This window comes from endosymbiont of Ridgeia piscesae (genome assembly GCF_001443665.1).
Classification (GTDB): Bacteria; Pseudomonadota; Gammaproteobacteria; order Chromatiales; family Chromatiaceae; genus Endoriftia; species Endoriftia persephonae.
On the sequence record NZ_KQ557123.1, the window covers coordinates 1 to 13,612 of the forward strand.

The following is a 13,612-nucleotide window of genomic DNA, read 5'->3' on the forward strand; positions in this document are numbered from 1 at the left end:
CACTTCGCTGATTAAGAGTTTCTTCCGCATGTCAGATACAAAGTATATTTTGGCAAGTTCAAAAATAGACTGCCAATACTTTCGGAACGATTAATAAGCGCAGCATCTCTTCCGTGAGTGCCGCAACAACCTTATCCTTCAGTCGAGCGGTCTGTGCCTCCGCTATCGATGGCTCCTCATGATCGGTGCTGTTGAGTTGACCCAAGTATTGCTCGATGTTCGCTTCGATCTGCTCCATCCACCACTTCATCTTGGCCGGAGTGAAGTTCTTGGTCCAATCTGATCAGTTGGTCCCTGGCTGCATCGATGGCGGGATGTTCCCCGCCGAATACCTGCTGCAGGAGTACCAGCATTTGCTCGAACTGCGCCCTTGCATCATCGAGGCGTTCTTGTGCTACGTAGATTTCACCCAGCCCCTTCAGACTGACTGCAAGGTTCAGGCGCCGATCCCCGGAGTCGGTCTTCCATATGGCGATCGCCTGCTGATACAGGCTCTCTGCCGGCGCAAGACGTTGCTGGCTGCGGTAAAAATCCGCCAGCCTATGCATTGTCCAAGCAGCGTGGGGATGGTCCTCACCTGAGGCCGTTTGCAGGATGTGCAAAGAGCGCGTCAACAACTCCTCCACCTCATGCGGCTGATCAAGATGCATTTTCAGACTCGCGATCTTACCGAGACTAATCGCCACCCACGGGTGCATCTCCCCCAATGCCTGCTCCCTGAGTGCCAGTCCCTGGCGCAACAGAAACTCGGCCTCTTCCATTCGGGATTGTTTGATATAGATGACCGCAAGGTTATCGAGCAAAGCGGCCATTCTGTGGTCCACGCCCTGCAAGCTAGCGTTGGCAATCTTCAGCACCATTACCTGGTATGTTTCGGCCTCGCGGTATTTGCCCAGTGCAAAGGCCAGCCGGGATGCTGGCTGGAGATAGTCAAGGTTTGACGGGTGCAGCTGCACGGCCTCCTGCAGGTAGGTGTATGCGGCGTTGAGGTCTTTTCTTGACACGGCCAAGATACTTTGTCGATAGGCGGAGTTTGCTGCATCGAGCCTGCTTTTAATCTTGACCTTCTGCAGCTGGGCCTCGGTCGACACGGACAGGGCCGGTTCAGCTAACAGCCGTTGTTGCTGCCCATCCCGTCCAGAATCTGTCTGAATGGCCGCAATGATGGAAAAGTGCTCCGCCGCAGACACGGCCTGACTGTTCCCGGCCATCAGTAGCCAAGGTAGTAACAGTGTGATGTAACCTTTTAAAATATTGGCATTCATATTCTTTGGTAATCCCCTTAAACCATCAGCAATGACCGGTGATGTCTCGCACGCCGGATTCCGGGACCAGAAGCTACAGAAAAACTGTTTCCATAGTATTTCCACACCCGGGCAATGTGTTTCGCATCTATTTCAGCGGGCGAACCCAGAACAGGCTCTTTTAGAAGGCTTGCCGCCGAGGTACCGCAAAACACCAGCATACTCATCGTCGATGACGACCCAGGCCTGCGGGAGCTACTAGAGCGATATCTGGGCGAGCCGAGCTTTTCGACCGGCGCGGTCGCGGACGACGATGCCATGGAATGTTATCTGGCTGCACAACCGGCGGGCCTGAACACCCTCGACCGCATGTTGCCTGCCTATGACGGATTGACGCTCGCCAAGCGACTGCGCGTATCCACCGATATCCCGGCCATCATGCTCTCTGCCCAGGGTGAGGATGCCGATCGCATCATTGACCTAGAGGTGGGCACCGACGACTAGCTGGCGAAGCCGTTCAATCCTAGAGAACTGCTTGCCCGTATACGCGCCCTGTTACGGCGCCTGCCTGCCGGCAGGCAGGCAGGGGGAGGGAAGGTTTAAAAATTCCAGCGGTAACCGGCCAGCAGAAAGTAGTCGATGCTCGTATCGATGGTCGTAGAACTCTCCTGCCGATTCCAGCTCGCTCCCAGCTCCATCTCCAGCAGCAGATCACGCTTGACCCGATAGTCGGCTTGCAGGCGTCCACCCGCGCTGAGGCGGGTGGTGCCGTCATCACTATCCCGATAGGCCAAAGACAGGCGTGGATTGACTCGCCATAGCGATGTCACCGGGTAACGGCTGTTGGCGGTCAGTGAGTAGGTGTTGGCACTGTTGGCATCGATATAGCGCAGATTGAGGATACCGATGTCTCCATTCTTCAGCAGGTTGTTCTTCAGCACCTGAAAAGTGTAGTAGAACTCATTACCGGTCGCCGCTGTAGCATCGACCCCACCGGAAGCCGATGTGCCTGAAGTATTAGCGACGGTCAGATCACCGCTCAGCTGGAAATCCCTGGCCAGGAAATGGGTGCCGCCAAGGGAGACCACTGTACTGTTTGCGGTTCGATCAAGCGCCAGCTGATAGATCTCGTCGTCAGTGAAAGAGAGTGAAAGTTCCTTGATGGAGGAGACGCCTTCCTGACCCTGAAGCGCATTGGAGGTGGTAATGATAGGGCTGGAGCGGTAATCAAGATTGATATAGGCCTTGGTATCGTCAGTAAGGCTCCAGTTCGACTGAAACAGAAACATCGCCAGTTCATTGTGAAATATGTCGTAGTCGAATTGACCAAAGACTGACAAATTCTCATCAAAATATCTGACTTCAGTGCCAATCGCCCGCCGATCCACCAGATGATCCGTTCGCTGCTCGATAGCAAACAAGATTACATCCACATCATCAATCAGCGCATCCATCTCCATATTGGCGCCATAGAACCACTTATCCTGGCGAATGAAGACATCTTTTGATGAATCGACGGGAAAGCCCGTGTAGATATTAAAGCGTGTATCCTCATTAAATTGATAGCCAAAAACACCACCATCAAATCGGCTCAGGATGCCGCTTGACCTGAAGCGCTGCCGACCAACGCGGCCAAGCAGGCCCTGACTCTGACGGTCCAGCTCGATGAAGGCCTCAGTCAGGGATTTCTGGTCTCCTGATCCACCAGTCAGCAGATCAACATCATAGCCGCCGCTGAACTGAAAACGCAGATCATAATCCTGGCTGCGGCGTCTGGCAGAGATGTCGAGACTAGTGGCAATCTCCGAACGGTTGACGCTCTCCATCTCATCCTCGAAATTGACATCGGTATCGATAAAGTTGCTCTGACTGGCATCACGCTGATAGGACTGCGAGAGACTACCGTAGACCTCCCACTCTGCCTCCCGCTCCTGCCCGGGCTGGGTAGTAATACGACTCTCCCGCAACTTTTCCTTGGGGGTCTGGGCTGCAGAGATCAGGCCAACCAGGCGTTGATTAACTCGCTTGGCATCCTCACCCTCAGGATAGAGTTCGAGGTAGCGCCGGTATTCCGCCTTGGCATGAGCAACCTGATCATTCCGTTCCCGCGCCAGCCCCAGCAACTCCAGCGCCTCCTTGGAGTAGGCATGCGTCTTCTCTTCGAGAATCGCGGTCAGCATGCGTATCGCTTTAGGATAATCCTGCGCGGTCATGATTTCCCGTGCCTTCTCCATCATCTTGGTCAGGCGAACCGGTGCATCCGGTCGGACTTTATCCCGTTTCGGGAGCAATACAGGAGGCTGCAATGTTTCAATCGTTGCATCTACACCCGTCTCTGCCTGTAATCGATCTTTCTCTTCAGTAGAAGCAAGATCTATCCAGCTATCCGAATAAAAATGTCTGACTTCCCTGTTCGCAATCTTTGCTGCTTCTTTGCTTGAAAAAAAGCCCATGCGCAGGCGATACCATGTCACACCCTCGACTTCAGCCTTAACGGCATAGAGCTTTCTCCCTTTTGGAACCGGAACAGGAGCCACCTTGGAAAAGTCAATTGGGACTCTTTGTGACAGTAGATTCAACACATAATCTCCTGTTACCACCCCTTCCGTTTCAACTACGGCTTGCTCCTTATCCTTTGAGGTCACAGGTAATTTGGTTTGCGGGACATCAATCAGTTCAGCCGGTTCGAGAAGTTTGATCTGCTGAACCTTCTTTTGCTTCTTCAGTATCAAAGAGAGACTGAAAAAACCCTTTCCCTGCTCGATCTCATATTTACTAATCGGGGTTGCAAAAGAGAGCGAAAGCGTGGAATTGCCGATCAGACTTCCATTAAACACCACCCTTTCAAGTGGCACTTCAGCCGTAGCTCTCCAAGAGAACGTTTCATCACCTGTAAGGAACTCACTCTCCGTACCCGGCGTAACAACCGGCTTAATCCGAATGCCTATCTCATTCTGCTTGGCATTGATCAGATGACTGACAATCCGCATCGGCACATTAAAAAATATCGAGATACGATTCTCTTCCACACCGATCTTCGTCTCGATCCGGTCCATGATCTTCGAGCCGGCAAAGGTCTTCCCTGCTCCCATTGCAAGTAACACAAAGAAAAGGACAAAACGCCCCATCTGCATAGGTTTATTCATCTCCAACCCTGTTATTCCTGTTTTAATTATTGAAGAGGATTGCAGCAGTTTCCCTACAAACAACCTGCTGCAATCTCACTGCCTGAAGCGCCTCAATCCCAATCACGGTCCGAGACCCGGTGCTCCCGGTTTCGGCTCTTACTGATCTTTGTCATCGAACTATCACTATAGACATGACAGGCACCACTGCAGTCGCGCAGTTCACTGACTGAGTACCTGGTATTGCCATATTTCTTGTGTGGCCCCGACTCATAGTCTCTGGCATGGCAGGCGGCGCAGTCTGGCACATAACCGGCGTTGCTCCAGGTCACTATCTGGCTGTTGCCACCATGACAACTCGTACAACTCAGGCTTCCCCGATGGTCACCAGGATAACTGGCTGAGAGATGACTGTAGCTGAGTGTCGGTTGCCAGGCAGATGTACGGTGGCAACTGTCACATTGCTGAGTGGTAACAAAATGTCCGGATGGTTTGCCTTGTGCCGTTGATCCGTTATGACAATTGGAACAGGAGCCGCTCGCGCCACTGTGATCGAAGCGTACTGAACTCCAATTGCTTTGAGAGAGATGGCAGGCATCGCACTCTGCTGTGGTTTGAATATGGCTGCTGTGCTTGCCAGTGGCGGTCGTTCCATTGTGACAACTGGAACAGCTTCCAGTGGCAGCAGCATGATCAAACCGCACAGAATTCCAGTTGGACTGGGAGACATGGCAGGTTTCGCACCCTGCGCTGGTCTGGATGTGGCCAGCGTGTTTTCCACTCGCGGTGGTGCCATTATGGCAGCTGGCACAAGAACCGCTGACCGCAGAATGATCGAAACGAGTAGCGTTCCAGGTCGTCTGAGAGATATGGCAGCTATCACACTGCGCAGAGGTCTGAATATGCCCAGCATGTTTGCCAGTCGCTGTTGTGCCGTTGTGGCAACTAGAGCAAGAACCGGTGACTCCAGAGTGATCAAAGCGGGTCGCACTCCAGCTACTCTGGGAAACATGGCAGGTATCACAGGCCGCCGATGTCTGGACATGCCCCGACGGCTTGCCTGTCGCCGTGGCTCCATTATGGCAACTGGCGCAGCTGCCACTAACCTCGCTGTGATCAAAGCGAACCGCACCCCAGGTTGTCTGTGAAGTATGGCAGCTATCACACTCAGCGGAGGTCTGAATATGCCCCGCACGTTTACCTATCGCCGTCCGGCCATTGTGGCAGCTGCTACATGTACCATTTACAGCTGAGTGGTCAAAGCGGGTAGTTTTCCAGTTGGTTTGAGAAACGTGGCAAGTATCGCACTCTGCAACTGTCTTCAGATGATCAACATTCTTGCCCGTAGCCCTGCTGCCATTGTGGCAACTGGAACAACTACCCGATATTGCATCGTGATCAAACCGTACATTGTTCCATACTCTGGTGGAAATATGGCAGCTATCGCACTGTGCAGTGGTCGCCACATGAGTGGCCGATTTCCCAGTTGCAGTAGAACCATTATGGCAACTGCTGCAAGTTCCGGTGACTCCCTCATGGCCAAAAGAGCCAACTTGCCAGGAGACCGTATTGTGGCAACTATCACAAGCGGCGGTAGTTTGGATATGGCTAGCATGTTTACCTGTCGCTGTCGTGCTGTTATGGCAGCTGGCACAACTGCCGGTTACGTTGGAGTGATCGAAACGAACGCTTTCCCAGCTGCCGGTTGAAAGATGGCAGCTATCGCACTGAGCACTGGTCTGTACATGACTCACATGCTTGCCTGTTGCCTGGGCTCCATTGTGACAGCTACTGCAAGAACCATTGGTGGCAGCATGATCGAAGCGCAGCGATTTCCATGAAGTATTGGAGAGATGGCAGCGGTCACATTCAGCTATGGTTGGCACATGTGAACTCTGCTTGCCTGTTGCTAGCGCCCCATTATGGCAACTACTGCAAGCTCCTGATGCATTGTCATGATCAAACCGGACACTGCGCCAATTTGATGTAGAGAGATGACAGCTGTCGCACTGCCCTGTGGTTGGCACATGGCTATTGGACTTACCGGTCGCGGATGATCCATTGTGGCAAGTAGAACAACTACCGGAAACATTGACATGCTTGAATGTGGAGGTTTTCCATGTCGCAGTGGATGTATGGCAGACGTCACACTGCTCATTCGTTCTGACATGGGAGGCGTGCTTGCCTGTCGCATTGACTCCGTTATGACAAGAAGCACAAGTGCCTGTGGCATTTGAATGGTCGAAGCGGCCTGTCGTCCAGGTCTCAGTGGTATGGCAGGTATCACACTGCGCTGTTGTCTTGATGTGATTACTGCTCTTTCCTGGCCTGTTGATGCCATTATGACAGGACCAGCAGACGCCATTGGTCTTGCTGTGATCAAAGCGGGCCACCTGCCAGCCGTTGGTCTGGTGACAGCTATCGCACTGCTCGGTGGTGTGGATATGCAGGGTCGGCTTGCCGGTCGCCTTGGTGCCATTGTGGCAATGCGCACAGGAGCCAGGCGCAACATCCGTATGATCAAACCGTGCCAGGCTCCAGCGATTGGTGGAATGACAGGTATCGCAGGACGAGCGGGTCTCGACATGGCTGGCATGTTTGCCGGTAACGCGGTTGCCGTCGTGACAGCTCGCACAGCTGCCGTTCACCGCCAGGTGGTCCACCCGCGGCACCCGTTGCCAACTGAATGTGGTATGACAGAAGGTACAACTATTACTGGTACTTAAATGACTGGCGCTCTTGCCGGCAACACGCCGCCCAGTATGGCAACTTTCACAAGCCTCACTGACACTGCCATGATCAAAACGGGCAACCCGCCAGCTCATCGTAGTATGGCAGTCGTCACAGCTCTCCGAGCTTTTGATGTGATCCGCGCCTTTACCCTCTGCAGCAGCGTTGTTATGACAGCCGGTACAATGGATCGGCGTGCCTTTGAACAAGCCGTTTTCATGGCAACTTTCGCACTCAACTCGTTTGTGACCACCTGTCAGGGGAAAGCCTGTCATGAAGTGGTCGAAACTTTCATCTTGTGCGTTGCCCGTGGGCAACCAGATGGCAGATAAGGCAAGCAGTAGCGCCAACAGCCCCGCTGGAGCCACGAAGAGTTTGGATATCATTATCTTTTTCATTGGTCGTATCTCTGTAACCCGAGGTAGGTTATCGCTTCAGCATCTGAATATCGGAGAATGAACGGCTCGTATGACATCGCTCACAGCGCCTGCCAAACGCCTTGCGATGTTTGTCCTGCTGACTATGGCAGCTGTAGCAGGTCTGACTCATCTTGTTATCAGGATCTATTTTTATTTTGTGGCAGGAGTGACAACTCAATCCCTCATGTTTGCCTTCCAATGGATAATCGGTCTGGCGCGCATGTTCGAATAACCAGAGGGACCAGTCGTTAGGGGTATGGCAGTTCTCGCAGCTATCGAGGAAGCGCCCTTCATGGACATCATCCTGTTGATGGCATGTGTGACAGGCCTTTTCCGCATCCTTGAAGCGACCACTGATGTGGCATGACTCACAAGCGAGTGCTGAATGTTGTCCAATCAGTGGGAAGCCACCCAGATCGTGGTCGAATAGGACATCGACGCTCCATCCCTGTTCATTGTGGCAGCGCTGGCACTGATCACCCTGCTGCTCGTTGTGGCTATCGTCATCCATATGACATGCCACACACTCCATACGCAAGGCGCGCTTCTTGCCCGCCACCTTGTGGCACGCCTCGCACACCAATCCATCATGCTTACCACGAAGAGGAAAGTGGGTGTCCTTGGCATGATCAAAGGCGACTTCACTCCACCCCTGAGTTGTGTGGCACTTCGTACACTTTTCACCATTGACCCCTTTGTGCACATCATCCAGGCGATGGCAGCTGTAACAACTCTGCTTCGGCTTTTTCTCATAAGGATTATCCTGATGGCAGCCATTGCAACTTGCTTTTTTGTGCCCACCTTTAAGCTTGTATTTGGTATCTAGATCGTGATTGAAGTGGAGATCCTTCCATTCCTGAGTGATGTGGCAAGCAGGACAGCTGTTGCCATATTTACCTGAATGTACATCGTTGAGCTGATGACATGCCACACAGGCCAGCGGTGTATCTTTATAGTTTTCTCCCGCGTGACAGAGCTTGCAGCCAAGTTCCCGATGTTTCCCCTCCAGCGGGTAGTTAGTGTCCAGGTCGTGGTCGAACTCCGCCCGCTTCCACGCCTCTTCCTGATGACAGTTATCACAACTCTTGCCCAGTCGACCACGGTGATTGTCATCCTGTTCGTGACAGGAGAAACAGTCGCTCTTGGCCTGAGAATAGGCCTGCTTCTTTGGATGGCAGGCGCGACAGGCTAGTGACTGATGTGCCCCCCTGAGGACAAAATCACTTGCCTGATGATCAAAAGCGGCTTCATCAAACAACACAATCCGGGCCGAGCGCCCCTTGTGATCGGTATGACAGTGTTTGCATGCGCTGTTTCGGACATTTTCAGAACGCCCATGGAAACCTTTGCGGTTTTTTATATCCTCCGCAATATTCTGATGGTCGTGGCAGGCGAGGCAACGACTGTTCTGCTCAGCCTTTTTCAGCTTCTCATGACATTGCTCGCACTGCTGTTCAAAGCGGGCATGCCCCTGAATCACCTCACCAGGCATGATCAGGCTATCCAGCACACCACCTGCCATGACTGGCTCAGTCAGTACGATCAACAGCAGAATAAGCAGACGGGCAGAATAAAGACCGGGAGCTGAAAACATTGCAGTGAATGGAGAGTAAAAGTGAATTTTCAATACGCATGTACCGCATATATATGAATCACACCCGTAATCAGCATCATGATGAACAGCGGCAGATGCAACAGGTGCCAGAGCGAAAACAGCCGTTCATAGAAACGCAGCTCCAACACGCGGATTGTAGCCACCCGATGTTCGTGAAGGAAGGTCCGCATCTGCTTTACGTTTGCCCTGACTTTATGGCGTGACCATTGCCGCTCCCCTGCCGTCGCCTTGAGCGCCGCCAGCAACTCCCGTTCAAGTCGGCGATAGAGGCGGTACGCCTGCCAACGGCTGCTGAGCCAGCGGATAAAACTGCTCACTACACCTGCAGGCAGATTCGACACCCGCAACGCAAACTGCTGCAGTCTCTCTCTAGCATCGGGCACTGCAGCAAGCAGTCCTGCCTGTTGTTCGATCAGTACAGAAAAATCGGTCTGCATTCGGGAAAAGACCTGTTTTTTCCCGTAGAGGCCGCAGTGGATTCTTGAGTAGATATAGCGCCCGATCACACCACTGCCGGCAACCAGCAACATGCTAAACAGCGCCACCCGTCCATTCAAAGAACCCAACTGGAAGTTTGAGTGTAACACCACCAGGGTTGGCCCCATCACGCCAAACAACATGTGCAACTGGAACCAGAATTTCACACTGAGCATGCGGCGCATCCACTTCACGCGTTTGCGCATCGAATAGAGCAGCAGCAGGAGCATCATCGAACCACCGATGATACCGAGCGCGTACCCCATGCCCTGTTCCGGCGTCCAGATGCGCTCTTCACTGTTGATCCAGCCAACATAGAGCAGCGCTGCAACTAGCAGCGTCAACAGCCAGCCTGAGAGCCCCAGAAAGGGGGCGCCATCCCTTTTGCTCGCCCTCTCCTGCGGCTTATGCGCTTCCTGCGGCTTATGCGCTTGAACCATCGTCATGCTCAGCTCTTGTGACATAGATCTCCCATCTCTCCTGTTCGGTCGCTCGAAAGTCGGAAAACTTTACAGTTTTTTAATCCTAGCACCCCTATCATTCCCTCCAAATCAATTAGACTTATTCTTAGTTTCAAATCACACTTTTACTCCAACTCAAACAAAATCCATGACAGAGTTATCGCCCATCCTGACGATCTACCTACCCTCCTTAGCCATCATCTTCAGCATCTACCTGGGCATTCAGCAGCTCAAGGCGCGGCGCAGCCGCGCCATCTGGCAGGAGGAGTCTGAAGCCGGCCTGACCGAACCCGCCTCACTGCACCCGGTGATCGACCCCAACCGCTGCATGGGATGCGGCAGCTGCGTGACTGCCTGCCCGGAACAAGCCAACCACCCGGTGCTTGGACTGATCGAGGGCAAGGCACAGCTAATCGCACCGACCAACTGCATAGGCCATGGCGCCTGCAAAACCGCCTGCCCGTTCGACGCCATCACCCTAGTATTTGGCACAGAGCGGCGTGGAGTCGACATCCCTGTGTTGCAGTCCAATTTCGAGACCAGCATGCCGAACATCTTTATTGCCGGAGAGTTGGGAGGCATGGGACTGATCAAAAATGCGGTCGAACAGGGGGTCAAGGCTCTCGAGGCGCTGCATGCATCTCTCGACCGCAAGCGCACTCACGCCGTCGACGTCGTCATCATCGGTGCCGGCCCGGCCGGTTTCGCCGCCACCCTGCGTGCCGCCGAGTTGAACCTCAACTATGTCACGCTGGAACAGGAGTCTCTGGGCGGCACAGTCTACCAGTTTCCCCGCGGCAAGCTGGTGATGACTGCCCCTGTCGATCTCCCCACCGTTGGCAAGGTCCACTTCACAGAGACCACCAAGGAGGAGCTGCTCGAATTCTGGCAACAGGTGGAGCGGGAGTCTGAGGTTTCAATCCGCTACCAGGAGCGGGTCGAGGCCATCGAACCTGATGGTGAAGGCGGATACAAGGTCACCACCAACAAAGGGAGCTACCAGACCCAGTCGGTGTTACTCGCCATCGGGCGTCGCGGTACGCCTCGCAAACTCGGCGTACCGGGTGAGGAGTTGAGCAAGATCGTTTACCGGCTGATCGACCCTGAACAGTATCGGGGACAACATGTACTGGTGGTTGGCGGCGGCGACAGCGCTTTGGAAGCAGCCACCTCTATTGCCGAACAACCTGGCACCCAGGTGACCCTCTCCTACCGTAGCGGCGCCTTCAGCCGGGCCAAAAAGCGCAACCGACAACGCCTGGAAGCAGCCGAGCAGAGCGGCAGTATCAACGTGCTGCTCAGCTCGAATGTAACGGCGATAACCGAAAAGCAGGTAACCCTCCAGCAGGACGACAAGCAGATCAAGATCGCTAACGATGCGACTATCATCTGCGCCGGCGGCATTCTTCCCACCGGTTTTCTCAAACAGATCGGCATTACCGTGGAGACCAAACATGGCACCGCCTGACCCTGTAGCAACAAAGCAGCGCTGGCGCATCACCCGGCTGCTGGCCGGTCTGCTCTGTCTGCTGACTGCCGCACTGCCGGCAACCGCGGCCACTCTCGACGAGGCCCGCAGCGCCATCCGTCAACGCCACTTCACCGAAGCCGCGCTGATCTACCAGCAACTGGCCGAGGCCGGCGATGCCGACGCCCAGTACGCCCTGGCCGGCCTCTACCGAGCCGGCCGCGGGGTAAAGAAGGATTTTTCCGCCGCCCTCACCTGGATGAAAAAGGCCGCACACCAGGGGCTCGACAAAGCCCAGTACCAGCTCGGCAACTTCTACGAATACGGATGGGGCACCGACAGCAACCTAACAACGGCCCAGCGCTGGTACTCAGCCGCCGCCCGGCAGGAGCATGCGCTGGCGAAAAAGAAGCTGGCGCAGCTTACCGAAGCCATGCGTCCATCCGATAACCAATTCAGCACCGCTGAGATCGTCCAATTCATCGGTCAAGCCGCCAGCGGTAATCTCGGCAAACTCAAAGCCGAGCTTGCCCGAGGCCTGCCGATCAACGCCACCGACCAGGATGGGCGAAGCGCCCTGCTGTCAGCCATCATCAACCGCCACCCGATGGTTATTAACCTGCTGCTCAAAGAGGGTGCAGATGCCAACCTGGCAGACCGGCTCGGCAACCGTCCCCTGCCGCTGGCTATACAAAATAACGATGCCAAGCTGGCCGCGCGGCTGATCGAAGCCGGCGCCAGCCTGGAGGACACTGACTCGCTCGGCAATACCCCATTGATCATCGCCGCAGCCAAGGGCCAGACAAAGAGCGTACAACTGCTGCTGAAACGGGGCGCCAACCTCACAGCCACCAACAAGAAATCGCAGAGCGCCATCGAGATCGCCGCTCTGCGCGGTCATCACAAGATAGTAAAAATCCTCCAAGACGCAGGCGCCAGCCTGCCGGTGAAGCAGCCCGGCCATGCCGAAACGCCCAATCTGGCTGTGCTGCGCCAAACCACCCCAGTAGCCGGAGAGAACCAGCCCTTTGCCGGCTGGTCTACCCTCAATCTCGCCGCCTGGCGCGGCAACGAGGCAGTGGTCGCCAAGCTCCTGACAGCGGGTAGCCCGGTAGACCAGCACGATCCCGAGGGGTTTACTGCACTGTCACGTGCTGTCGCACAACAGCATCTAGCGATCGCAGCCCGGCTGCTGGAGGCCGGCGCCGAGCCCAACAACCGAGATGCTAACCAGCAGACCCCGCTCTTTTACGCCGCCAAGGCCGGCCAGGCCGATCTGGCTGAACTGCTGATCAAACATGGCGCAGACCCGCATGCCAGCGACAATACACAGGCGACTCCCCTCTCGATCGCGGTGACGCATGCCCGACCGGCGGTGATCCAGCTGCTGGCCAAAGCCGGAGCCGAGCTGGATCGCCGCGGGGCTAGTGACATGACTCCCCTGATGATCGCCGCCGCCAATGGCGACACGGCCACCAGCCAACTGCTACTGGAGCTGGGCGCCAACCCCAATGCGGCGGACCTGCACGGCCGCACCCCGGTCTGGTATGCAGTCGACAGCGGCTCAGCAAAAACCCTGGAACAACTGCTCCTGGCAAATGCCAACCCCGCACGCAGTAACCGTTCCAGCCACGCCCTGCTGCTGCTGGCTGCCAGACGCGACTCTGCCGAGATCGTAGTGAAACTGCTACGTGCCGGTATTGATGTGGACTCAACAAACCATGCGGGAGACACCGCACTGATCCAGGCTGCAGCCCTGGGCCACGAGGCTGTTGTGCAAAAACTGCTGGCGTGGAATGCCGACCCCAACCGACGCAATCAAAATGGCACCTCTGCACTGATGGCCGCTGCGGAAGCTGGCAGGGTAAGGATCGTCAAAGCGCTTCTGTCCCACGGCGCCAACCCCCGCCTCAGAAACAAAAAACGCGAGCAGGCCATCGATCTGGCCAGCGCCAATGCTCACCAGCCAGTTGTGGAGGCCCTGCAAAACCACACCGGGAAGTCTGAATGGCTTGAGCTTTTAGGACTCTAAACCTGCCTTTCAGGCCGGTGGTCCCCATACCCAACAACCAA

9 protein-coding genes are annotated in these 13,612 nt (G+C 55.0%); 4 read left to right on the forward strand and 5 right to left on the reverse strand.

What is annotated here, in order from left to right; all coding sequences use genetic code 11:
* Positions 1 to 176: 176 nt before the first annotated feature.
* Complete coding sequence (locus Ga0074115_RS05900; protein ID WP_057956765.1) at positions 177 to 1,265, reverse strand: tetratricopeptide repeat protein; 1,089 nt, start codon at positions 1,263 to 1,265, stop codon at positions 177 to 179.
* Between the two features lie 114 nt (positions 1,266 to 1,379).
* Between Ga0074115_RS05900 and Ga0074115_RS05905 the strand changes: the two genes are divergently transcribed.
* Positions 1,380 to 1,748: a response regulator gene (locus tag Ga0074115_RS05905; RefSeq protein WP_057956764.1), complete on the forward strand. Its 369-nt coding sequence runs from the start codon at positions 1,380 to 1,382 to the stop codon at positions 1,746 to 1,748.
* Positions 1,749 to 1,843: 95 nt separating this feature from the next.
* Here Ga0074115_RS05905 and Ga0074115_RS05910 read toward each other — a convergent pair whose 3' ends face one another.
* Positions 1,844 to 4,390, reverse strand: a complete 2,547-nt coding sequence (locus Ga0074115_RS05910) for a hypothetical protein (RefSeq protein ID WP_157292680.1) — start codon at positions 4,388 to 4,390, stop codon at positions 1,844 to 1,846.
* A gap of 92 nt (positions 4,391 to 4,482) precedes the next feature.
* Positions 4,483 to 4,701, reverse strand: a complete 219-nt coding sequence (locus tag Ga0074115_RS16635) for a hypothetical protein (protein ID WP_232432927.1) — start codon at positions 4,699 to 4,701, stop codon at positions 4,483 to 4,485.
* A 1,905-nt stretch (positions 4,702 to 6,606) separates the two neighbouring features.
* On the opposite strand from Ga0074115_RS16635, the gene Ga0074115_RS16640 reads away from it, so the two are divergent.
* Positions 6,607 to 7,095 carry a hypothetical protein gene (locus Ga0074115_RS16640; protein WP_232432928.1) on the forward strand — a complete coding sequence of 163 codons (489 nt, stop codon included), beginning with the start codon at positions 6,607 to 6,609 and terminating at the stop codon, positions 7,093 to 7,095.
* Positions 7,096 to 7,525: 430 nt separating this feature from the next.
* Here Ga0074115_RS16640 and Ga0074115_RS15725 read toward each other — a convergent pair whose 3' ends face one another.
* Together Ga0074115_RS15725 and Ga0074115_RS05950 are read right to left on the reverse strand one after the other, a co-directional pair.
* Positions 7,526 to 9,040 (reverse strand): hypothetical protein, encoded by a 1,515-nt coding sequence (locus Ga0074115_RS15725; protein WP_006475047.1) that lies wholly within the window; start codon positions 9,038 to 9,040, stop codon positions 7,526 to 7,528.
* Between the two features lie 101 nt (positions 9,041 to 9,141).
* A complete protein-coding gene (locus tag Ga0074115_RS05950) occupies positions 9,142 to 10,056 on the reverse strand; it encodes a transcriptional regulator (RefSeq protein WP_232432929.1) in 915 nt (304 codons plus the stop codon).
* 163 nt (positions 10,057 to 10,219) lie between these two features.
* Here Ga0074115_RS05950 and Ga0074115_RS05955 point away from each other — a divergent pair, with 163 nt between their 5' ends.
* Complete coding sequence (locus Ga0074115_RS05955) at positions 10,220 to 11,539, forward strand: NAD(P)-binding domain-containing protein (protein WP_060528319.1); 1,320 nt, start codon at positions 10,220 to 10,222, stop codon at positions 11,537 to 11,539.
* Complete coding sequence (locus Ga0074115_RS05960) at positions 11,526 to 13,571, forward strand: ankyrin repeat domain-containing protein (RefSeq protein ID WP_057956755.1); 2,046 nt, start codon at positions 11,526 to 11,528, stop codon at positions 13,569 to 13,571. The genes Ga0074115_RS05955 and Ga0074115_RS05960 overlap by 14 nt, the downstream gene beginning before the upstream one ends.
* The last annotated feature ends 41 nt before the right edge of the window (positions 13,572 to 13,612 follow it).

What these genes read in the sequence shown, in the direction of transcription:
- Ga0074115_RS05900 (WP_057956765.1), bottom strand. Translation starts at nt 1,265, where the DNA reads ATGAATGCCAATATTTTAAAAGGTTACATCACACTGTTACTACCTTGG.
- Ga0074115_RS05905 (WP_057956764.1), top strand. Translation starts at nt 1,380, where the DNA reads ATGTGTTTCGCATCTATTTCAGCGGGCGAACCCAGAACAGGCTCTTTT.
- Ga0074115_RS05910 (WP_157292680.1), bottom strand. Translation starts at nt 4,390, where the DNA reads ATGAATAAACCTATGCAGATGGGGCGTTTTGTCCTTTTCTTTGTGTTA.
- Ga0074115_RS16640 (WP_232432928.1), top strand. Translation starts at nt 6,607, where the DNA reads ATGGTCGAAGCGGCCTGTCGTCCAGGTCTCAGTGGTATGGCAGGTATC.
- Ga0074115_RS15725 (WP_006475047.1), bottom strand. Translation starts at nt 9,040, where the DNA reads ATGGCAGGTGGTGTGCTGGATAGCCTGATCATGCCTGGTGAGGTGATT.
- Ga0074115_RS05950 (WP_232432929.1), bottom strand. Translation starts at nt 10,056, where the DNA reads ATGACGATGGTTCAAGCGCATAAGCCGCAGGAAGCGCATAAGCCGCAG.
- Ga0074115_RS05955 (WP_060528319.1), top strand. Translation starts at nt 10,220, where the DNA reads ATGACAGAGTTATCGCCCATCCTGACGATCTACCTACCCTCCTTAGCC.
- Ga0074115_RS05960 (WP_057956755.1), top strand. Translation starts at nt 11,526, where the DNA reads ATGGCACCGCCTGACCCTGTAGCAACAAAGCAGCGCTGGCGCATCACC.